Genomic DNA, 20507 nt, shown 5'->3' on the forward strand with positions numbered 1-20507 from the left:
TCTTACCCACCCCGACGCTCTTCCGATCTGACAGCTTTTTCCCTCGTGGCGGAGCCACTCGGGAAAAAGATCCCGCAGCGAGAAGACGACTGAGGTTCCGCCACCCGACCACCAACGCAAAACGCCCCGCTCCCCCAAACCAGGGAAGCGGGGCGTTCGGGCGGTTGTTTAGACGGAGCCGCCGGAGGCGACGTCGCGCTGCTGCTGGCCGAGGCGGGAGTGGTTGCGGCTGTAGAGGAAGTACACCACCACACCCGCGATCATCCACACGATGAACCGGACCCAGGTCAGGGCGGTCAGGTTCAGCATCAGCCAGATGCACGCGATGATCGCGAGGATCGGGATCAGCGGCACCAGCGGCGCCTTGAACCCGCGCGGCAGGTCCGGCCGCGACCGCCGCAGGATGATCACACCGGCCGAGACCAGGATGAACGCGAACAGCGTGCCGACGTTGACCATCTCTTCCAGCTTGTCCGCCGGGAAGAACGCCGCGGCGAGCGCCACGACCCCGCCGACGATCAGCGTCGCGCGCACCGGGGTGCCGTTCTCGCTGTTGGTCTTGGCGAGCGAGCGCGGCAGCAGGCCGTCGCGGGACATCGCGAACAGGATGCGCACCTGGCCGAGGAACATGACCATGACGACCGTCGTGAGCCCGGCCAGCGCGCCGACCGTGATGACCCCGGCCGCCCAGGTGATGCCGTTGAGCTGGAACGCGGTGGCCAGCGTGGCCTTCTCCCCGTCCGGGGTGGTGCCCAGCTGCTTGTAGTTGACCATGCCGGTCACCACGACGGCGACGGCCACGTACAGCACGGTGACGATCGCCAGCGAGCCGAAGATGCCGCGCGGCGCGTCGCGCTGCGGGTTGCGGGTCTCTTCGGCGGTGGTGGCGACGACGTCGAAGCCGATGAACGCGAAGAACACCAGCGAGGCACCGGCGAGCAGGCCGAACACGCCGAAGCTGCTCGTCTCGCCGCCCAGCAGCAGCGACAGCAGCGACTGGTCGAGCTTGGAGGCGTCCTCCGCACCGGACTCGGCCGGCGGGATGAACGGCTTGTAGTTGTCGGCGTTGATGTAGGACAGGCCCACCACGACGACGAGCAGCACCACGAACACCTTGATGGCGCTGATGACGAGGCTGACGCGCGCCGAGAGCTTGGTGCCGACCGCGAGCACGGTGGTCAGCGCGCCGATCAGCAGCAGGGCGCCCCAGTCGAACTGCAGCGGCCCGAGTTCGAACTTGGTGGGCACGCCGCTGATCCCGACGAGTTCGAGCACCTGCTGCAGGTAGCTCGACCAGCCCTTGCTCACCGCGGCGGCGGCGACGGCGAACTCCAGGATCAGGTCCCAGCCGATGATCCAGGCGATGAACTCGCCGAAGGTCGCGTACGAATACGTGTAAGCGCTGCCCGCGACCGGAACGGTCGAGGCGAACTCCGCGTAGCAGACCGCGGCGAGGCCACAGGCGATCGCCGCGATGACGAAGGACAACGACACCGACGGCCCCGTCGTGTCGCCGGCCGTGGAGGCGGCGAGCGTGAAGATGCCTGCGCCGATGACGACCGAGACGCCGAAGACCATCAGGTCCCAGGCACCGAGGTTCTTCCGGAGCTTCGTGTCCGGCTCATCGGTATCTTTGATCGATTGCTCGACCGACTTTGTTCGCCACAGCCCGGTCCCTGGCACTGTCGCCCTCCTCTTCCAACCCGAATGGTGGAACGCACCCTAGCGGGGGAGTGTTGCACCGGATTCGCTGGAAAACAGTGTGGCCGGAGGAATTCGTTAATGCTCTGTGACCGCTCCGTCCACCCGGCGGACATCGTGATCCTCCGAATGCATCGGATCGATCACCGTCCGTGCACATAGCACGTGTCACCGCAGGTAGAAGGCCCGCTAACAAGACAATTTCCCGGTTTTCCCCAGATCATCGGGAAAGCCTGCACAAGCGGATAAATCGCCGAAGATTCAGTCCTGTCCCGGGACCGCGGGCGCGTTCTCCTCGGCCGGGTCCACGCCCCGGTCCAGGTCGGGTTCGAGGTAGATCAGCCGGGCCGCGGGGACCTTCGCCCGGACCCTGGCCTCCGCGTCGTCGATCGCTTCGGCCACCTCGGCGGCGGTGATCGACGGGGCCAGTCCGATCTTCGCCGCGATCAGCAGCTCGTCCGGGCCGAGGTACTGGGTGCGGATGTGGATGACCTTCTGCACCTTGCCGCCGCGCAGCTCGCCCACGATGTCGTCGAGCACCGACCGGGTCGCGCCCTCACCGATGAGCAGGCTCTTCGTCTCGACGATGAGCACGACCGCGATGACGCCCAGCAGCACGCCGATGCACGCGGTGCCGATGCCGTCGAACACCGGGTCACCGGTGAGCACCGACAGTCCGACGCCGCCGAGCGCGAGCACCAGGCCCAGCAGCGCCCCCGCGTCCTCCAGCAGCACCACCGGCAGCTCCGGCGTCTTGGCCTGGCGGATGAACTGCCACCAGCCGAGCCCGCCCTTGATGGTGCGCGACTCCTTGATGGCGGTCGCGAAGCTGTAGGACTCCAGCGCGATGGCGACCACCAGGATCACCACGGCCACCAGCGGCGAGGTCAGCTGCTCGGGGTGCTGGATCTTGTGGATGCCCTCGTAGAGCGCGAACACCGACCCCAGGCTGAACAGCAGCAGCGCCACGACGAACGAGTAGAAGTAGCGGTCCCGCCCGTAGCCGAACGGGTGCTCCTCGGTGGGCTTGCGCACCGAGGTCTTCTGGCCGAGCAGCAGCAGCCCCTGGTTGGAGGTGTCTGCGACCGAGTGCACGGACTCCGCGAGCATCGACGAGGACCCGGTGAACAGGAACCCGCCGAACTTGGCCACCGCGATGCCCGCGTTCGCGGTCAGAGCCGCCAGGATCGCCTTGGTACCGCCGCCTGCTGACACGATGTCGCTCCCGAGTCCGATGGTCGAAAAGTCCTCGGGGAATGTACCGGCATGATCGGCCCGCCCAGGGCGATACCGGACAACTCGCGACCACCGGCGGCGCGATCACCGCGCCCGAGCGGCGGCTACGCCCCCGCGGCGGCGCGGAACAACTGCGCCGTCCCGTCCTGGCACGCCGGGTGGGCCAGCACCGCCGGATCGGACGCCGCCAGCCACACCGACTGGCCCTTCACCACGTCCAGCTCCACCCGCTGCCCACCGGGGCCCTCCGTGGACAACCGCACGCCGCCCTTGGTGCACAGCAGGATCTGCGGGCCGTGCGAGTCGAGCCGCACCGCCGTCGAGTTCGCGGGCGACCAGTCCACCCTGGAGAGCCGGAACTCCTCCGCGGGCGTCTGGTAGACGGTGAGGTTCCCGTCCAGCGACTCCCCCTTGTGCACCCGCATGTCGGCGCAGGTGAAGTCCAGCACCCGCAGCAGCTCGGGCACGTCCACGTGCTTCGGGGTGAGCCCGCAGCGCAGGATGTTGTCGGAGTTCGCGAGGATCTCCACCCCGGTGCCCTGCAGGTAGGCGTGCAGGTTGCCCGCGGGCAGGTAGATCGCCTCGCCCGGCTGCAGCACCAGCCGGTTCAGCAGCAGGCTCGCCAGCACCCCCGCGTCGTTCGGGTAGGCCTCCCCCAGCTCCAGCACGGTGCGGCACTCCAGCGCGAACTCGCCGTGCTCGCGCACGTGGCGCACGCACGCGTCCAGCAGCTCCGGCAGCAGGTCGCGCAGGTAGTGCTGCGGCAGCGTGATCCACGTCGTGAACAGCGCCCGCAACCCGTCCGCGTCCGGTTGCGCCGCCAGCAGCCCGGTGTGCGGGCGCAGGCTCGGCACGTCCAGCTCCCCCAGCAGCCGCACCGTGCGGTGCGCCTCGCGGAAACCGGCCAGCGCGTGGAACTCGGTGAGCGCGCAGACCAGCTCCGGTTTCGCCGTGGGATCCGGGTAGTTGCGGTTCGGCGCGTTGCGCGGGATGCCCGCGCGCTCCTCCCGCGCGAAGCCCTCCGCGGCCTGCTCCGCCGACGGGTGCGCCTGCAGGCTCAGCGGCTCGTTCGCGGCGAGCACCTTGAGCAGGAACGGCAACCGGCTGCCCCAGCGCTCGGTGCACACCGGACCCAGGTGGTGCGCCGGGTCGGCGTCGAGCAGGTGCAGCAACGACTCCTCGGACCCGTCCGGGCGCACCAGCTTCGACGGGTCGCCGGGGTGCGCGCCCATCCACAGCTCGGCCTCGGGGTGCGGAGTGGGAACCGGCCGGCCGAGCAGATCCGCGATAGCGGTACGCGAGCCCCACGCGTAGGGGCGCACCGCGTTCCGCAGTAACTCCACAGTCCTTCTCGCTCTCTTCACCGCTGGTCAGGCATGCCGCTGCGGCGTGCCGGGCTCACCGCGCACGCCACGACGCCTACCTCGGCGTCAGCTTCGACCAGCATCGTCGGCGTCGGCCCTGGACCAGGACATCGCCTCTCCGCCACCAGTGCATCAGGGGCGCCCCTGGTAATTGCCCAAGGTTTTCGCCCCGCCCGTTCAGCGCACGGCCAGTGCCTGCCTGCCCGGACCTCCGAGCGTGCCCGCCGCGAGGCCCAGGTAGACCGCGGCGAGATCGAACCGCAATGCGAGCAGCGCCACCCGCAGCACCGCGTCCGCGTGGGCCGACTCGCCGGGAACGATCAGGTCGGCGCTCGGCAGCGACCCGGTCGCGGCGCGTTCCTCGTTCTCGGCGCGCGCGTCGTGCCGGGTGCCGATCAGGAAGACCCGCGGTGTCGCGCCCTGGTCCAGGTCGGGGTCGGCGAACAGGTCCGAGCCGGATTCGCGCACCGAGCGGTACAGGGCGTGCCGGGTCGTCGCCTGCGCGTGGTTCGTGACGTCGCAGGCCAGCCCCGCGTGCACGCCGAGCGCGTACGCGCCGTGGCCCGCGACGGCGGTGGCCAGCCGGTCCACGCCCCACAGCAGCGGTTCGTGGTCGGCCAGCCGCAGCGCCAACGCCTTCGCCGGGTTCATCAGCGGTTCCTGGCCGGGGTGCGCGCGTTCCGCCTCCCGGTCCAGCTCGTCGGCGAGCTGATCGGTGTCGCAGCGGGTGAGCCCCAGCGCGACGAGCACGCTGAGCCCCACGGTGAACACGTGCGCGAAGGTCAGCTCGTCGGGCACCGGGATGCGCGGGGCCACGACCTTCGCGCGGCCCGCGCCGGATGCGGCCACCGGCCCGTCCTCGGGCACGGCCAGCACCACCGAGGCGCCCCGCCGGGTCGCGGTGGCCACGCCGTCGGCGAGCACCGGGTCCCCCGGGTCGGGAGTGTGCGCGAAGACCACGTCCAGCGGTCCGACCCACACCGGGACGGTCTCCGCCACGATCACCGGGACGGGGCACGACGGCCCGGCCAGCGCGGCGAGCACCTCGCACACCCCCGGGCCGAGACCGGGCCGCGAGACCAGCACCAGCGAGCGCGGCCTGCCGTCGGCGAGGTCGTCGAACCCGGCGTCCCGCACGTTCTCCGCGGCCGCGCGCACCTGCGCGCCCGCGAGCGCGGCCGACCGCAACAGCCCGCGCGAATCGGCTTCGGTGAGCCGGTCAGGGTCGTCCAAAAGGCTGTCGTCGAGCACCGGAGGTCACCTCTCCCCGGTCGCGCCAGGATCGTCGGGGCCGCCGACGGCCTCCTCCAGCAGCAGCACCGGAATCCCGTCCCGGACGGGATAGCCGCGGCCGCACGAAGTGCACGTCAAGAACTCGTCCTGCGCGGCACCGGCGTCCGCGGCGCGCAACGCGCCGTGGTCCGGCGCCGGGCAGGCGAGGATCTCCAGCAATGTCGGTTCCAGAGCCACGGCCACGTTCCCTCCTGAGTCCACACCCGGTCCACGCCCAGCGGGCGGCATCACGCGTTCAGCCCCGCACCACTGCGAGCACCTCGTCGCGCAACGCGGCGACCGCGGTGGCGTCCGGCGCCTCCACGTTCAACCGCAGCAGCGGCTCGGTGTTCGAGGGCCGCAGGTTGAACCAGGAACCGTCCGACAGCTCCACGGTAAGCCCGTCGAGCTCGTCGATTCGAGAGCCCGGACGGTCCCGGTAGGTTTCGGCCACGGCGCGCATCCGCCCTGCCTGGTCGTCCACCGTCGAGTTGATCTCACCGGAGGCGGCGTAGCGGGAGTACTCGGCCATCAGTCCGGACAGCGGACCGGCCTGGCCGCCCAGCGCGGCCAGCACGTGCAGCGCGGCCAGCATGCCGGAGTCGGCCTTCCAGAAGTCCCGGAAGTAGTAGTGCGCCGAGTGCTCGCCGCCGAAGATCGCCCCGGTCTCGGCCATCGTCTGCTTGATGAACGAGTGCCCGACGCGGGTGCGCACCGGCTTGCCGCCGCGCTCGGCGACGATCTCGGGCACGGCGTGCGACGTGATCAGGTTGTGGATCACCGTGGCGCCCGGTTCCTTAGCGAGCTCGCGGGCCGCGACCAGCGCGGTGATCGCGCTCGGCGCCACCGGGTCGGCGTTCTCGTCCACCACGAAGCAGCGGTCGGCATCGCCGTCGAAGGCCAGGCCCGCGTCCGCGCCGACCTCGCGCACCTTCGCCTGCAGGTCCACCAGGTTCGCCGGGTCCAGCGGATTCGCCTCGTGGTTGGGGAACGTGCCGTCCAGCTCGAAGTACATCGGCACCAGCTCGACCGGCAGGCCCTCGAACACGGTGGGCACGGTGTGCCCGGCCATGCCGTTGCCCGCGTCGACGACGACCTTCAGCGGCCGGATCTCCCGCAGGTCCACCAGATCGCGCAGGAAGCGCGCGTAGTCGGCGGCCATGTCGCGCTCGGAAACGGTGCCCTTCGCGCCCAGGAACTCCGGCACGCCGTGCGAGACGAGCTCCTGGATCTCGGACAGGCCGCTGTCCTGGCCGACCGGCGCCGCGCCCGACCGGCACAGCTTGATGCCGTTGTACTGCGCGGGATTGTGGCTGGCGGTGAACATGGCGCCCGGCAGCTCCAGCGTGCCGGAGGCGAAGTAGAGCAGGTCCGTGCTGGCCAGCCCGATGGAGATCACGTTCACGCCCTGGCCGGTGATGCCCTCGGCGAACGCGGCGGCGAGGCCGGGCGAGGAGTCGCGCATGTCGTGGCCGACGACGACGGCGGGACCGCCGACGAGCCTGGTGAACGCGGCGCCGATCTCCCGAACCACGTCGGCGTCGAGCTGCTCATCCACCACCCCGCGGATGTCGTACGCCTTGACGATCTCCGACAGGTCCCGCACGCTGCACATCCCTACGTAGTCCGGCCAACCTCGGTGCGGTCCGAGCCTACCGGCGATCGGTGATCTTGCGGAGAGCTCCCGACGGCCACGAGCGGCACGTCACGTTCCGCGCGCCGGCTCACTCGTCGCGGGGGTCGGGCAGCGCGCGCAGATGGCCGCGCCTGCCGCCGCCCACGGAGAAATCCGATGACTCCACCGGCAGGTCGGAACGCCCCGCCTCGCGGACCGCCTCGGCGAGCGCCGTCAGGTCGTCCACGGACCGGTCGGGCAACGCGAACTCGCCCTCGTAGCGGACGACCTCCCAGCCCTTCGGCACCGTGAGCCGCAGCGCGTGCTCTTCGCACAGGTCGTAGCTGTGGGGTTCCGCGTACGTGGCCAGCGGTCCGACCACCGCGGTGGAGTCCGCATAGGCATACGTAAGCGTCGCAACGGCCGGGTTGGTACACCCGGTCCGCGAGCACCGCCTCACGCTCCGCACGACTGGCACGATAGCGCCCTCCGTCCAGCCCGTGCCGGAGGCACGCGGAAACGTCCTCGCCCACCCTCCCCGGGCACGGCCGCCGCAAGCCGCTCACCGGGACGTTCGCACTGGTCGACGGGTTTGTTCGCGCTGCGCTGAAGTCGCGCCCGGCGATCCGGTGACACCGAGTGCTCGCATCCGGTGCCGCAAGGGGACCCGAACGGGCATCCCCGTGGGGAGCCCGAGGGCGTACCCTCAGCCCGTGGTGACCGCACGTGGATATCGCCGCCGCACGCTGGCCCGGCGGGATCGTCGAGGACGCGGCCTTCGCGGCCCCCTGTACCCGTCGTCGGTCCCGGTGGCGCGCAGCCGTTCGCAGCGGTTCGACGCGATCGTCCTGGAAGCCCTGGAACCGATCGAGCAGCGCTGGCACGCCGAGCTGACCGAGCTCGACGTGGCGGTCGACGAGGTCCCGGAGGTCCAGGTCACCGCTCCCGAAAAAGTCGTCTGGGACGACGACGTCGTCGTCGACGCGAACGTGCCGCTGGCACGCCTGGTGCCCGCCGGGGTCGACCGCCGCGGCCTGCCGACCCGCGCCCGCATCGTGCTCTACCGCCGCCCGCTGGAAGCCCGCGCCCGCGACGGCCAGGACATGGCCGACCTGCTCCACGACGTGCTCATCGAACAGGTGGCGACCTACCTAGGCCTAGACCCAGACGTAATCGAAGGCCAGTGACCCCGGCGGCTCGTTTTGCTCGTGTGGTCGGGTGGCGGAACCTCAGTGCCTTCCTCGCTGCGGGATCTTTTTCCCAAGTGGCTCCGCCACGAGGGAAAAAGCCGTCCTCGCGAGAAGAACGCTGAGAACCCGCCGGTGACCGGCTTTTCGACGTGGGCTATGCGCTGACGCGCATCCGAGCACGGCCTTCGGCCGCGAGGCACGGCTTCGCCGCAAGAGGGTCTTGATGTTTGTTGTTGCAGGTGGGCGGGGTTCGTGGTCGTTGCCTGGTCAGCGGCGGAGCCGCTGATGACCAGCTAGAGCTAGACGACCACCGGCGGGTTCCCAGCGGCTTCCGCCACCCGACCCACTGCTCCAAGCCGAGATCAAAGACAGGCGGTGAGGTTGCAGGTCGGCGCGTTTCGCGGGTCGGGCGGGGGGGTGGCTCCGGTCAGTTCCGCGTTCCTGTTCGGCGGCGGGAGGGGAGGGCTCCGATGGCTGTGAACAGGATTGCGGCTGCTTGGAGGACCAGGAGGGCTGTGCGGGAGGAGTCTCCGTAGCCGATGCGGACCTCGCTGGCGGAGTCCGGCATCGGGACCGCGACCTGGTGGCCCCAGGCTTCGGCCAGCGGTGCCTCCTCGCCGTTGATCTCCGCGTGCCAGCCCGGCTCGTGCTCGGCGGCCAGCAGCAGCACCCGGCCGATGCCGCCGTCCGAGACCCGCACCGCCACCTCCGGCAGCGTCGCGGGCACGCGCAGCGGGCGGGCCTGCGGGGAAGGAACGCCCTCCAGCCTCGCCTGCCGGGCGAGGTCGGGGCCGAGCAGCTGGACCGGGCCGGCGGGCAGCAGCACCCGCAGCACCGGTGAGCCGTCGCCGAGCGTGCCGTGATCGGCGACCAGGTCACCGGCCGCCGTCCGCACCCGGTTCGCCGTCGCCTCGTCCGGCACCGCGACGTGGCCGACGCCGCGCGCCGCCGCGGCAGCGAGCGCGGTGCGCACCCGCTGCGGATCGCCGGAGAGCAGCTCCGCCTCCGCCTCCCGCAACCACCGCACCGCTCCCGGCACCGGAACGAGGTCGTCGTCGCCGAAGTGCGGAGCACGCCCCTCGACCACCCGTGCGGGCGCCGAACCCGGCTCGATCACCAGCAGGCCACCCGGGCCGTCGAGTTCCGCGACCAGCGCCGCGGTCCCGCCCGCCGGTTCACCGCGCAGCGGACCCCGCCCGGCGAGCACCGCGCTCACCCCGGTGACCAGCAGCGCTCCGGTCAGCGCTGCGGCGAGCGCCCGGCGCGGCACCTGCTCGGGCAACGGCCCCGACGCCAGCACCATCCACATCAGGCCCGCCGCGGCGACGATCAACGGCGCACCGGTTCCACCGGTGCTCGCCGGACCGCCGGCGAGGGGTTCCGCCGCGACGACGTCCACCACCACGGCCGCCGACCACCCGGCGACCGCCGTGACCGCCCCCGGCACCATCGCCCGGCTCGGCGCGAGGGCCACCGCCAGCAGCACCGCGAGCACCAGCAGCGCGCCCGCCCAGGTCGCGGGCGACCCGTCGGCGCTCAGCGCCGCCAGCCAACCGCCCGCGGGCACCTCGGAGAAGCGCGCGCCGAGGCCGTGCAGCAGCAGCTCCGGGTGCCGCAGCAGCACCACCGGCCACGGCAGCAGGCAGGCGATGGGCAGCAGCACCAGCGCCGCCAGGCCCGCCATCCGGCGCTGCGCCCGGCGCGCCTCCCCCGGCACCGCCACGAAACCGACCAGCGCCAGCAGGACCAGCAACGCCTGCACCAGCGGCGCGAACGCCCCGAGCACGGCCAGGCCGAGCGCCGTCGCGCACGCCGTGCCCAGCCAGTGCCGCGACTGGGCCAGCATCGCCAGCCGGGACAACCCGATCACCGAGGCGATGCCCGCCAGCAACGGCGGCACCAGGACGTGCGCCACGACGACGTCGAGACGCCCCTGCCCCGCCGAAGCCGTCGCCACCGGCAGCAACGCGTACGCACCCGCGGCCAGCGCCCGGTGCGCGGCGCGCATCGGCAACGACCGGGTCGCGGCGTAGGCGGTGAGCCCGGCCAGCGGAACGCCGAACAGCAGCAGCACCGCCACCACCGCGGGCGGTCCGCCCAGCGGCGCGAGGACCGTGCCCAGCATCGCGAGCACCAGCAGCGAAGCCGACGCGGGCGCGCCGGTACCGCCGTTCACGGGATGCCAGGAAGCGAGGTAGTCCCGCCAGGTCGTGCCCAGGTCCACGGCGGGCAGCAGCCTGCCGCCCTGCAGCTCCACGCCGAAGCGGGCGTGCTCGGCGACGAGCCCGTGCGCGATCAGCGCGAACGCGATCAGCGCGGCGGTCAGCACCACGGGCGGCGTGAGCAGCAGTTCCCGCAGCACGCGCCGCCGGTCCACCTGCACCAGCAGCAGCTGCCGGTCCGGTTCCGGCGCGTTCCGGGCGTCGCGGGGAACGGGTGAGGGGCGCGGCTTCGACTCCTCCACGGGCACCGCTTCGACGGGCACCACCACCGGGCCCGCGGGGCGGCGCAACCCGCCGACGCTGCGCCGGCGGCCACCGGGCTTGGCGAGCGCGCCCGCGGGGAGCGCGGCGGGTCCGACGGAACGGGGCACGGCCGAGTCGTCGATGGCGGTGACGCGGCCCGGCCCGAGCGCGCCCGGAGTGCGGCCGAGCACGACCTCGCGCCGCACCCGCTCCCGGACGAGTCCCGCGAACGCGGCTCTGATCCCGTTGCGCAAACGGGTCAACCGGCTGGTCAGCAGCCCGCGAACCTCGGACGGGGTCGGTGTGGTGGCGCGCCGCAGCGCGCGCGCCGAACGCAGGTCCATGCGACCGCCGACCAGCGCGGCCACCACCGCCGCCTCGGCCGACACGTCCCGGCGGCGCCACAGCAGGGCGTAGCCCGCGGCCCGCAGCAGCGACAGCGCCAGCAACCGCGGCACGCCCAGCAGGAACGACCAGAACGAGGCGTTGACCAGGAAGGTGCGCACACCACCGACCCGCTCGGCGGCCCGTAAGGAGCGCTGCTGCGCCGCGTCCGGAACCCGGTCCCCGCGGCGCAGATCACCGGCGTGGCGCATCCGGGCGCTGGGCACGCACAGCACCAGGTGCCCGTCGGAGTTGGCCCGCCAGCCGAAGTCGATGTCGTCGAAGCCCAGCGGCAGCGCCGCGTCGAAACCGTCGAGGCGTTCGAAGACGTCCCGCCGGATCAGCGCGCCGGCGGTGGACACCGCCAGCACCTCGGACACGGCCAGCAGGTCGGTGGTCCCGGGCCCGCTCGCGTCCTGGGAAGCGGCGATCTCGCCGGTGCCGTCGAGCTCGGCGTCGTCCTGCGCACCGGAGTCGTGCTCCGCTCCCCCGGTCTCGTCCGCTTCAGCTGCTTCGTCCGCTCCAGTCGCTTCGGCCGGATCGGCGGCGTCGCCGGGATCGGTGGAGTCCGCACCGGCTTCGGCGTCCTCAGGGGATGCGCTCGTGGTCGGCGAGCTCTGCCCGGAGAGCCCCCAGTCGAGTTCCGGATCGGCCTCGGCCGACCCGATCCCGGTCTGGCGATTGCCCGAGGCGTCCGTGGACAACCCGGCGTCGACCACCAGCCGCGGATCGTCCCAGTCGAGGCCCAACGGCCCCAGCACCGCGGCCGTCGAGTCCAGCTCGGCGACGCCGAGCAGTTGCCGCAGGCAGTCCGGGGCGGGCGCGGAGTCGTCGTGCAGCAGCCACAGCCACCGGCCCGGATCGCCCCACCGCGACACCGCGTGCTCCGCCGCGGCCGACACCGCGGCGCCGAAACCGGTGTCCGGCGGCAGTTCCAGCACCCCGTCGACCAGGTCCTCCGCCTCGGCCAGCAGCCGAGCGGTGTCGTCGGCGGAACCGGTGTCGACGGCGAGCAGGTGCCGCGGCCGGACGGTGAGCTCGCGCAGCGCGGCCAGCACCTCCGGCAACCTGCGGTCGCCGTCGTGGCACACCAGCACCGCCACTACCGGCGCGGTGTTCAAGCGCGGCGCGGTCCCGACCACTGTGTCCTCCCCTGCCGTGGTGCGATCACCGCACGACGGTAGTGGACCGAGGCCCGGCAGCTCAGAGCCTGTCTCACGAAGGCGCCTCGTGGAAGGGGCGATGCCGGTGATCCCGGTTGCGGCCGGGCCGATCAGGTCGGGCGCGGACGGGGAACGGCCGGTGGGAGGCCGGGCCCGGCGAGGCGCCGGTCCGCGCTCGGACCGGCGGGGCCGGGCCCGGCCTCACACCGCCTGTCGCTTGAGGCGGCGGCGCTCCCGTTCGGACAGCCCGCCCCAGATCCCGAAGCGCTCGTCGTGTTCCAGCGCGTACTCCAGGCATTCCGGCCGCACCTCGCAGCCCGCGCAGATGCGTTTGGCCTCGCGAGTGGAGCCGCCCTTCTCCGGGAAGAACGCTTCCGGATCGGTTTGCGCGCACAATGCGCGTTCCTGCCACTCCTGTTCCGGCTCACCCAGTTCGAAGAGCTGGGCGAGCACATCGGCATCCGTGGTCTCGGATTCCTGCGGATCCCCCCATTGCATCAGGTTCCCCTGCTGCAGCGGATGACTCTGTTCCATCAAGCGGCCCTGTTCCATCAGGTGGGCTTGACCTGTCTCCCACATTGGTCCTCCCCCGATCGCTCCCGTTCCCCGCGGTCCTCCCCAGGACCGTTCGGGATGCACTCCGGACGCGAGGCGCGCAGCGTCCCGCGTCGCCGCCCGGGCAGGGCACCGGCCCTCTCACCGCGACCGCCCGTTCGACCATGGTCACCACCAGGGCTCCCTTTCCCCGGCCACCGCTTCGAATCCGCCGCGGAAAATCCACGAGGTGGAAAACCGATCCGGACGATTCGTCGCGATTCGCCGCTGACGACCGGTCTGCCTAGCGGAGCACCGCCGGACGAACCCGCCGCCGAGCAATCATTTCAGCGGAGAATGACACCGCTGTGATTACACCGGTGTAGCTCCACTCGGTCAAGCGGAGCCAACCCGTTGAGGGACCCCGCGGTGCCCGCCGCATGACGCAACTTCGGCGCACTTTTGTTCGCAGCCCAATACTCCAGGTGGCGGCGTCGCGCAGCGCCGATCGACGCTTTTCACCCGCCGGTCCCGTGCGCCCGTCGCGGGGCGGGGACACTGAGGGGGTGAACAAGCGCGTGAGTCCCCTGTTCCTCGGCCTGCTCGGCGTGACCGTCCTGGGCGGTGTGCTGGCCACGTTCGACAACTCGTTCGCCGGCGTCACCGGCGTGGTGCTGATCGTCCTGGGCGGTTGGGCGACGTCGTTGTGCCTGCACGAGTTCGGGCACGCGATCACCGCCTTCCGCGGTGGCGACCGCGCGGTGCAGGCGAAGGGCTACCTGACGCTGGATCCGCGCCGCTACACCGATCCGGTGCTGAGCATCGTGCTGCCACTGCTGTTCGTGATCGCCGGTGGCATTCCGCTGCCCGGTGGCGCGGTGTGGATCAACCACCACGCGCTGCGCTCCCGGCGCACCGAGTCGATGGTGTCGCTGGCCGGGCCGCTGACGAACCTGGTGCTGGGGATGCTGATCACCGCGGTGGTGCAGCTGTTCCCGATGCCGGGGCACTTGGGCGCGGGCCTGTCGTACCTGGCGTTCCTCCAGGTGATCGCGTTCGTGCTGAACATCCTGCCGATCCCGGGCCTGGACGGGTACGGGGCGATCGAGCCGTGGCTGTCGTACCGGGCGCGCGAGCTGGGCGAGAAGGCGCGGATGTGGGCGCCGCTGGTGCTGTTCCTGCTGCTGTTCGCGGTGCGGCCGGTGGCGCAGGCGTTCTTCGGGATCGCCTACCTGATCTTCGGCGCGGTCAGCGGCGACACCTGCCTGGTCCAGGTCGGCCAGCTCACGTTCCGCTTCTGGGAGCTCTCCAGCTCCAGCGTGACCCCGGAGATGTGCGCCGTGATCCGGTGACGCAGCGGACATCGACCGCCCCCAGGTTCCCGACCGGAGGGCCCCGTCCACGTGCGAGGATCGCGGGGTGAAGGTCGTAGCACTGGTCGGCGGAGTGGGCGGGGCGCGGTTCCTGCTGGGAGTCAAAGCAGCGCTGGGCATGCCCGCGCTCGGCGAAGGTGACCGCGAGTCCCCGCACGAGGTGACCGCCGTGGTCAACATCGGCGACGACGCGTGGATGCACGGATTGCGGGTCTGCCCGGACCTCGACACCTGCATGTACACGCTCGGCGACGGCATCGACTCGGCGAAGGGCTGGGGACGCGTCGACGAGACGTGGTCGGTGAAGGAGGAGCTGGCCGCCTACGGTGCCGAACCGAGCTGGTTCGGGCTGGGCGACCGGGACATCGCCACGCACCTGGTGCGCTCCCGCATGCTGCGGGCGGGGTATCCGCTCTCGGCCGTGACGGAGGCGCTGTGCGATCGCTGGCGGCCCGGCGTGCGGTTGCTGCCGATCAGCGACGACCGGGTGGAGACGCACGTCGCCATCGAGGACCCGGCCACCGGCGAGCCCGCCGCGGTGCACTTCCAGGAGTGGTGGGTGCGCCACCGCGCGGAGCCGGTCGCGAACGCGATCGTGCCGGTCGGCGCGGACGAGGCGACGCTCGCGCCGGGCGTGGCCGAGGCGGTCGCCGAGGCGGACGTGGTGCTGGTCGCCCCGTCGAACCCGGTGGTGAGCGTGGGCACGCTGCTGGCCGTTCCGGGATTCCGCGCGGCGCTGCGCTCGACGAAGGCGCCGGTGGTGGGCCTGTCCCCGATCATCGACGGCCGTCCGCTGCGCGGCATGGCCGACGCCTGCCTGACCGCGATCGGCGTGGAGACCTCCGCCGAGGCCGTCGGCAGGCTCTACGGTTCCCGCTCGGAGTCCGGTGACGGCGTGCTCGACGCCTGGCTGGTGCACACGGGCGACAAGGCCGACGTGCCGGGCGTTGCCGTGCGCGACGTGCCGCTGCTGATGTCCGATGTGGACGCGACGGCGAAGATGGCGCGGGCCGCGTTCGCGGCGGCCGGGCTCTCGGTTCCGGAGGGGTCATGAGGGATCACGCGGCGACCGCGGGGCTGCAGCTGTTCGCGGTGACCGGACTGCCGGAGTTCGGACCCGGCGACGACGTGGCGGCCTCCGTCGCCGCGAACGCGCCGTGGCTGTCCGACGGGGACGTCGTGGTGGTCACCAGCAAGGTCATCTCGAAGGCCGAGGACCGGATGGTCCGCACCCCGGCCGATCCGGAGGCCAGGGAGCAGCTGCGCCGCGAACTGGTGCGCTCCGAGGCGACGGCGGTGCTGGCCCGGTTCCGGAACACGCTGATCACCCGCAACCGGCTGGGCATCGTGCAGGCCGCGTCCGGGGTGGACGCCTCGAACGTGGCGCTGGACCGGATCGCGCTGCTGCCGGAGGACCCGGACGCCTCCGCTCGCCGGTTGCGGGCGGGGCTGGCCGACCGGCTGGGCGTGCAGGTCGCCGTGGTGATCACCGACACGATGGGCCGGACCTGGCGCAACGGGCAGACCGACGCCGCGATCGGCGCGGCGGGCCTGCGGGTGCTGCATCACTACGAGGGCAGCGTCGACGCGCAGGGCAACGAGCTGGCCGTCACCGAGGTCGCCATCGCCGACGAGATCGCGGCGGCGGCGGACCTGGTGAAGGGCAAGCTCGGCGGCGTGCCCGTCGCGGTGGTGCGCGGGCTGCGCACCGAGGACGACGGCTCCACCGCCCGCGACCTGACCCGCCCGGTGGAGCACGACCTGTTCCGGATGGGGACGAACGAAGCCCTCGCGCAGGGGCGCCGGGAAGCGGTGCTGGTGCGCCGGTCGGTGCGCTCGTTCAGCGCGGAACCGGTGGACGAGCAGGCCGTGCGGCGCGCGGTCGGTGCCGCGCTGACCGCTCCCGCGCCGCACCACACGAAACCGGTCCGGTTCGTGTGGCTTCGGGACCGGGCGCTGCGCGCGAAGCTGCTCGACGCGATGCGCACCGCGTGGCTGTCCGACCTGCGCGGCGACGGCCGCGAGGAGAGCTCCGCGCAGCGCCGGGTGGGCCGGGGCGACCTGCTGTACTCGGCGCCGGAGCTGGTGCTGCCGTTCCTGGTGCGGGACGGTTCGCACGCCTACCCGGACGCGCGGCGGTCCGAGGCGGAGCGGGCGATGTTCACCGTCGCCGGCGGCGCCGCGGTGCAAGGGCTGCTCGTGTCGCTGGCGGCGGAGGAGCTCGGGTCGTGCTGGGTGTCCTCGACGTTGTTCTGCCCCGACGTGGTGCGGGCCGCCCTGGAGCTGCCGGAGTCGTGGGAGCCGCTGGGCGCGGTCGCCGTCGGCCACCCGGCCGAACCGGTCGACGGCCCCCGCCCGCCGCGCGACCTCGACGACGGGCTCGTGGAGCTGTGAGCTCCTGAACTGCCGGAACCGCGCCGTCGCGACGCCTCGCCGGACGGCGCCCTCGCCGCCGGAGGTGGTCGGGGACACTGGTGCGGTGACGACGGAGCAGAGCGACCACGTGACCGGTGAGACCGCGCACGACGAGGAGCTGCACGCGGACGCGGTGCGGACGCTGCGCTACTGGGCGCCGGCCGAAGCCGCGCAGGAGGCGCTGCGCCACGCGTTCCTCGCGCTGCTCGACGCGCGCCCGGACGCGTGCCGCCGCGCGTGCGCGCCGGGGCACGTGACGGCCTCCGCCGTGCTGGTGGACGCGGCCGGGGAGCACGTGATGCTGACCTTGCACCCGCGCGTCGGGAAGTGGCTGCAGCTCGGCGGGCACTGCGAACCGGAGGACGCTTCGCTGGCCGGTGCCGCGCTGCGCGAGGCCACCGAGGAGTCCGGGGTCGACGGGCTGGTGGTGGCGCCGGAGCCGGTGCACGTGGACGTGCACCCGATCACCTGCTCGCTCGGGGTGCCGACGCGGCACTTCGACGTGCGCTACGTCGTGCGGGCGCCCGCGGGCGCGCAGCCGGTGCGCAGCGACGAGTCCCTGGACCTGCGCTGGTGGCCGATCGACGCGCTGCCCGCGGACTCCGACCTCGGCCCGCTGCTCGACGCCGCCCGCCCGCACCTGCGGTGATCGGGAAGGCTCACCCGACGAGCCGGAGCTCGCACCGGATCCGCTCCGTCCGAGCCGGCCGCCGATCCCCCGTCACCAACGCCATCCCGTGCGCCTCGGCGACCGCCACGTACGCCGCGTCGTAGGCGGTGATGCTGCCGCGGAGATCCCGGATCCGATCCGACACCGGCGGCGTGAGCGGTGGATTCGTGATGTAGGTGGCCTTCAAACGGCGGAGCACGACTTCGGCGTTCTCCTGGGTGATCTTGCGCCCCGGTACCAGCCCGCGAAGGACGTTCATCGGCTCAACGGACGGATGTGGCGGGGCAGCCCAGCCGGGTCTGCCCCCGGCGTCGTCCTGATCTGCGGGCCGCTGTGATCTCCTCCCAGGAAGAACGCCACCAGGGTCGAAGTGTCGACAACGATCACGCGGCGCCCGTCTCCTCCGGCTAGCCGGGCGCCGCACCACGCGCCGTTCGCACGGCATCCACGATCTCGTCCATGCTGAGCGGCCCGCCGCCGACCGGTTCCATCTCGGCGATTTCCGCGTTGCGCGCGAACTTCGCCTCCCGTTCGAGGACGAGGAGCAGGTAGTTCTGCATCGACTGCCCGCTGCGCTCAGCAGCGCGACCGAGCAGCTCTTTGACCTCGTCCGGCACGTTCCGAACCGTTATGGCCGTCATGCGGTCATTGTGCTGGCATCGCGGGCGTCAGCGTGGCGGGTCAGCTGTCGCGGTAGTCGCGGGCGGGCAGGCGGGGGCCGAAGCGGGGGCGGGTGGCTCCGGCGGCGCTCAAGTAGCGCACGGCGCGGTGGCGGTGGCCCGCGTAGGGGGCGAGCGCGTCGAGCATCTCCGCGTCGTCCATCGGCCGGCCCGCCAGCGCGAGGCCCACGATCGTCGGCAGGTGGTAATCGCCGACGCTGACCGCGTCCGGATCGCCCCAGGCCCGCTGCGCCACCTCCGCCGACGTCCACGGGCCGATGCCCGGCACGTGCTCCAGCAGCGCGCGGCCCTCCGCGCCACCGAGGTCCACGGCCCGCTCCAACCGGTGCGCGACGCCCGCCGCGGCGATCAGGGTGCGCCGACGGGCACCGTCGACGCCCGCCTTGTGCCACTCCCAGTCGCGGATCTCCCGCACCTGGCGCGGAGTCGGCGGCGCGCACAGCCCGCGCGGCGCGGGCCCCGGCGCGGGAGTGCCGAACCGGCGGCACAGCTCCCGCCAGGAGCGCCACGCCTCCCGGTTGGTGACCTTCTGCTCCAGCACCGCCGCCACGAGCACGTCCCACACCCGGCCGGACGAGCACAGCCGCATCCCCGGCGCGGCCCGCCTGCCGCGCCGGACCATTTCGTGCGCGGCGACGAAGCCACCGTCGTCGTCGGCGGCACCGAGCAGCTCCGGCACGCGCGCGAGCACGACCTCCGCACCGTCGCCCCAGGCCTCGGCGGTGACCTCGCCCGCCGGGTCGACCGCGATCCGCAGCGTCGCGGCACCGCGCGCGGTGGTCGTCGCCAGCCACCACGCGCCGGAGTCCGCCACCGAACTCGTCGGATCGCCGCTGCCCCTGCGCAGCGGCGAGAGCACCCGCGCCAGGTCGAACGGGCCCGAGGGCGACCAGGTCGTGCGCATCAGCTCGTCATCTCCGGTCCGCCGAGAACCGCACGCCACCGGCGGGGATCTCCACCGACGGCCACACGCGGGCGCCGTCGAGCAGTTCGCAGCCGTCGCCGACCACCGCGCCGTCGCCGATCACCGCGCCGCGCAGCGTCACGCCGGAGCCGACGCGGGCGCCCGCGCCGATCACGCAGCCCCGCACCTCGGAACCGGCGCCGACGTGCGCGCCGTCGAACAGCATCGAGCCGGTGACCTGCGCTCCCGCGGCGACGACGGCGTCGGCTCCGACGGTGCTGCCGCCGTCGACCACGGCGTCCTCGGCCACCCGAGCTCCCGGCAGGACCAGCGCCTCCCCCGGCCGTCCCGGCAGCGCCGCCGACGGCAGCTCACCGCGCACCAGGTCCGCCGAGCCCCGCACGTACGCGGCCGGGGTCCCCATGTCCAGCCAGTACGAGGAGTCCACGTGGCCCTGCAGCCGCTTGCCGTCGGCCAGCAGGCCGGGGAAGGTCTCCCGCTCCACCGACACCCGGCGCCCCGCCGGGATGTCCTCGATCACGGGCCGGCGGAACACGTAGCAACCGGCGTTGATCTGGTCGACCGGCGGATCCTCGGTCTTCTCCAGGAACGCGGTCACCCGGCCGTCGGCGTCGGTCGGAACGCAACCGAACTGGCGCGGATCGTCCACCTTGACCAGGTGCAACGTCACCTCCGCCGCGCTGCTGCGGTGCGTGTCGACCAAGGACCGCAGGTCGAGGCCGGAGAGGATGTCCCCGTTGAACACCAGCACGTCGCGCTCCCGCAGCAGGTGCGAGACGTTGCGGATGGCGCCCGCCGTGTCCAGCGGCTCGTCCTCGACGACGTACTCCAGCTCCAACCCGAACGCGGAGCCGTCGCCGAAGTGCTCCGCGAACACCTCCGCCTTGTAGGAGGTGCCGAGCACCACGTGCTCGATGCCCGCCGCCCTGATCCGCGCCAGCAGGTGGCTCAGGAAAGGCACTCCGGCGGTGGGCAGCATCGGTTTCGGCGCCGAGAGCGTCAGCGGGCGAAGCCGCACGCCCTGGCCACCGACCAGCACCACCGCCTCCGCGTCGCGCAGCGGGCCGGGCGGACCATCGGGACCGGCGGTCATGCCGGACCTCCTTCCTCGCGCCGGGGTTCGCCCCGGCCTCCGGTACGGGTCGCCGTGATGCCCGCCGAGGGGGTTCTCCCCCGAACGCGCACCGGGCGTGCCCAGTAGATCCTGACGAAAACCCGTTGGGGGGAATACTGTGACAATGGTGGCGGCATAATGGAGGCCGGGCTCCGGCTCAGTGGAATCGGTCACCTCCATGCCTGATCACCGCACCCCGCCACGGCACCGCAGGACCCTCCCGGAGCACGACACGACGTCGTGCGCCGGACGGCACGGCGGCACCGCGGCAGCGAGTTCGAGGCGCCGGACCCGTCCGGCCGTCCCGGATCGCTCCGAGCACGAACGCCACGAGCGGCGTCACGACACCACTGCCTCGGCGTCGCGACGACCCGCACCGTGGTGGCACCATGATCGTCGCGTCGCG

General features: G+C 72.6%; 18 protein-coding genes. 5 read left to right on the forward strand and 13 right to left on the reverse strand.

Going from position 1 to position 20507, the window contains the following annotated elements; translation table 11 throughout:
• Nucleotides 1-168: 168 nt before the first annotated feature.
• From ACWD38_RS21380 to ACWD38_RS21410, 7 genes are all read right to left on the reverse strand, one after another.
• Nucleotides 169-1683, reverse strand: coding sequence for an amino acid permease (locus ACWD38_RS21380; RefSeq protein ID WP_184482301.1), 1515 nt, complete (start codon nt 1681-1683; stop codon nt 169-171).
• 279 nt (nt 1684-1962) lie between these two features.
• On the reverse strand, nt 1963-2916 hold the full coding sequence (locus ACWD38_RS21385) for a cation diffusion facilitator family transporter (protein ID WP_184482303.1): 954 nt from the start codon (nt 2914-2916) through the stop codon (nt 1963-1965).
• A 125-nt stretch (nt 2917-3041) separates the two neighbouring features.
• Nucleotides 3042-4280: a mannose-6-phosphate isomerase, class I gene (gene manA, locus ACWD38_RS21390; RefSeq protein ID WP_184482305.1), complete on the reverse strand. Its 1239-nt coding sequence runs from the start codon at nt 4278-4280 to the stop codon at nt 3042-3044.
• Nucleotides 4281-4478: 198 nt separating this feature from the next.
• A complete protein-coding gene (locus ACWD38_RS21395) occupies nt 4479-5552 on the reverse strand; it encodes a hypothetical protein (protein WP_450124750.1) in 1074 nt (357 codons plus the stop codon).
• Between the two features lie 6 nt (nt 5553-5558).
• Complete coding sequence (locus ACWD38_RS21400; RefSeq protein WP_184482309.1) at nt 5559-5777, reverse strand: Trm112 family protein; 219 nt, start codon at nt 5775-5777, stop codon at nt 5559-5561.
• A gap of 52 nt (nt 5778-5829) precedes the next feature.
• Nucleotides 5830-7179, reverse strand: coding sequence for a phosphomannomutase/phosphoglucomutase (locus ACWD38_RS21405; RefSeq protein ID WP_184482311.1), 1350 nt, complete (start codon nt 7177-7179; stop codon nt 5830-5832).
• A gap of 118 nt (nt 7180-7297) precedes the next feature.
• The gene (locus tag ACWD38_RS21410) at nt 7298-7648 is read right to left on the reverse strand and encodes a DUF3499 family protein (protein WP_184485725.1); all 351 of its coding nucleotides are present in this window, start codon (nt 7646-7648) and stop codon (nt 7298-7300) included.
• 253 nt (nt 7649-7901) lie between these two features.
• Between ACWD38_RS21410 and ACWD38_RS21415 the strand changes: the two genes are divergently transcribed.
• Nucleotides 7902-8375, forward strand: a complete 474-nt coding sequence (locus tag ACWD38_RS21415; protein ID WP_184482313.1) for a metallopeptidase family protein — start codon at nt 7902-7904, stop codon at nt 8373-8375.
• A gap of 430 nt (nt 8376-8805) precedes the next feature.
• Here the strand turns inward: ACWD38_RS21415 and ACWD38_RS21420 are convergent, their stop codons facing one another.
• On the reverse strand, nt 8806-12369 hold the full coding sequence (locus tag ACWD38_RS21420) for a glycosyltransferase (RefSeq protein WP_450124751.1): 3564 nt from the start codon (nt 12367-12369) through the stop codon (nt 8806-8808).
• Between the two features lie 222 nt (nt 12370-12591).
• Entirely contained in the window at nt 12592-12888 is a 297-nt protein-coding gene (locus ACWD38_RS21425) for a WhiB family transcriptional regulator (protein WP_243795517.1), read from the reverse strand.
• 602 nt (nt 12889-13490) lie between these two features.
• Between ACWD38_RS21425 and ACWD38_RS21430 the strand changes: the two genes are divergently transcribed.
• From ACWD38_RS21430 to ACWD38_RS21445, 4 genes are all read left to right on the forward strand, one after another.
• Nucleotides 13491-14276, forward strand: coding sequence for a site-2 protease family protein (locus tag ACWD38_RS21430; protein ID WP_450124752.1), 786 nt, complete (start codon nt 13491-13493; stop codon nt 14274-14276).
• A gap of 67 nt (nt 14277-14343) precedes the next feature.
• Nucleotides 14344-15351, forward strand: a complete 1008-nt coding sequence (gene cofD / locus ACWD38_RS21435) for a 2-phospho-L-lactate transferase (RefSeq protein WP_184482317.1) — start codon at nt 14344-14346, stop codon at nt 15349-15351.
• Entirely contained in the window at nt 15348-16691 is a 1344-nt protein-coding gene (locus ACWD38_RS21440; RefSeq protein ID WP_184482320.1) for a coenzyme F420-0:L-glutamate ligase, read from the forward strand. The genes cofD and ACWD38_RS21440 overlap by 4 nt, the downstream gene beginning before the upstream one ends.
• Before the next feature lie 85 nt (nt 16692-16776).
• Complete coding sequence (locus ACWD38_RS21445) at nt 16777-17361, forward strand: NUDIX hydrolase (protein WP_425503576.1); 585 nt, start codon at nt 16777-16779, stop codon at nt 17359-17361.
• Between the two features lie 10 nt (nt 17362-17371).
• Here the strand turns inward: ACWD38_RS21445 and ACWD38_RS21450 are convergent, their stop codons facing one another.
• From ACWD38_RS21450 to ACWD38_RS21465, 4 genes are all read right to left on the reverse strand, one after another.
• The gene (locus tag ACWD38_RS21450) at nt 17372-17641 is read right to left on the reverse strand and encodes a PIN domain-containing protein (protein WP_184482322.1); all 270 of its coding nucleotides are present in this window, start codon (nt 17639-17641) and stop codon (nt 17372-17374) included.
• A gap of 148 nt (nt 17642-17789) precedes the next feature.
• Nucleotides 17790-18023 carry a FitA-like ribbon-helix-helix domain-containing protein gene (locus ACWD38_RS21455; protein WP_184482324.1) on the reverse strand — a complete coding sequence of 78 codons (234 nt, stop codon included), beginning with the start codon at nt 18021-18023 and terminating at the stop codon, nt 17790-17792.
• Between the two features lie 40 nt (nt 18024-18063).
• The gene (locus ACWD38_RS21460; protein WP_184482326.1) at nt 18064-18966 is read right to left on the reverse strand and encodes a DNA-3-methyladenine glycosylase family protein; all 903 of its coding nucleotides are present in this window, start codon (nt 18964-18966) and stop codon (nt 18064-18066) included.
• 7 nt (nt 18967-18973) lie between these two features.
• Complete coding sequence (locus ACWD38_RS21465; protein ID WP_184482328.1) at nt 18974-20080, reverse strand: mannose-1-phosphate guanylyltransferase; 1107 nt, start codon at nt 20078-20080, stop codon at nt 18974-18976.
• Between the last annotated feature and the right edge of the window lie 427 nt (nt 20081-20507).

Source organism: Saccharopolyspora sp. NPDC002578 (assembly GCF_053592695.1).

Excerpts from the sequence above, each read along its gene's own strand:
- ACWD38_RS21460 (WP_184482326.1), bottom strand. The coding sequence starts at position 18,966 with ATGCGCACGACCTGGTCGCCCTCGGGCCCGTTCGACCTGGCGCGGGTG.
- ACWD38_RS21450 (WP_184482322.1), bottom strand. The coding sequence starts at position 17,641 with ATGAACGTCCTTCGCGGGCTGGTACCGGGGCGCAAGATCACCCAGGAG.
- ACWD38_RS21465 (WP_184482328.1), bottom strand. The coding sequence starts at position 20,080 with ATGACCGCCGGTCCCGATGGTCCGCCCGGCCCGCTGCGCGACGCGGAG.
- ACWD38_RS21455 (WP_184482324.1), bottom strand. The coding sequence starts at position 18,023 with ATGACGGCCATAACGGTTCGGAACGTGCCGGACGAGGTCAAAGAGCTG.
- ACWD38_RS21425 (WP_243795517.1), bottom strand. The coding sequence starts at position 12,888 with ATGCAATGGGGGGATCCGCAGGAATCCGAGACCACGGATGCCGATGTG.
- ACWD38_RS21440 (WP_184482320.1), top strand. The coding sequence starts at position 15,348 with ATGAGGGATCACGCGGCGACCGCGGGGCTGCAGCTGTTCGCGGTGACC.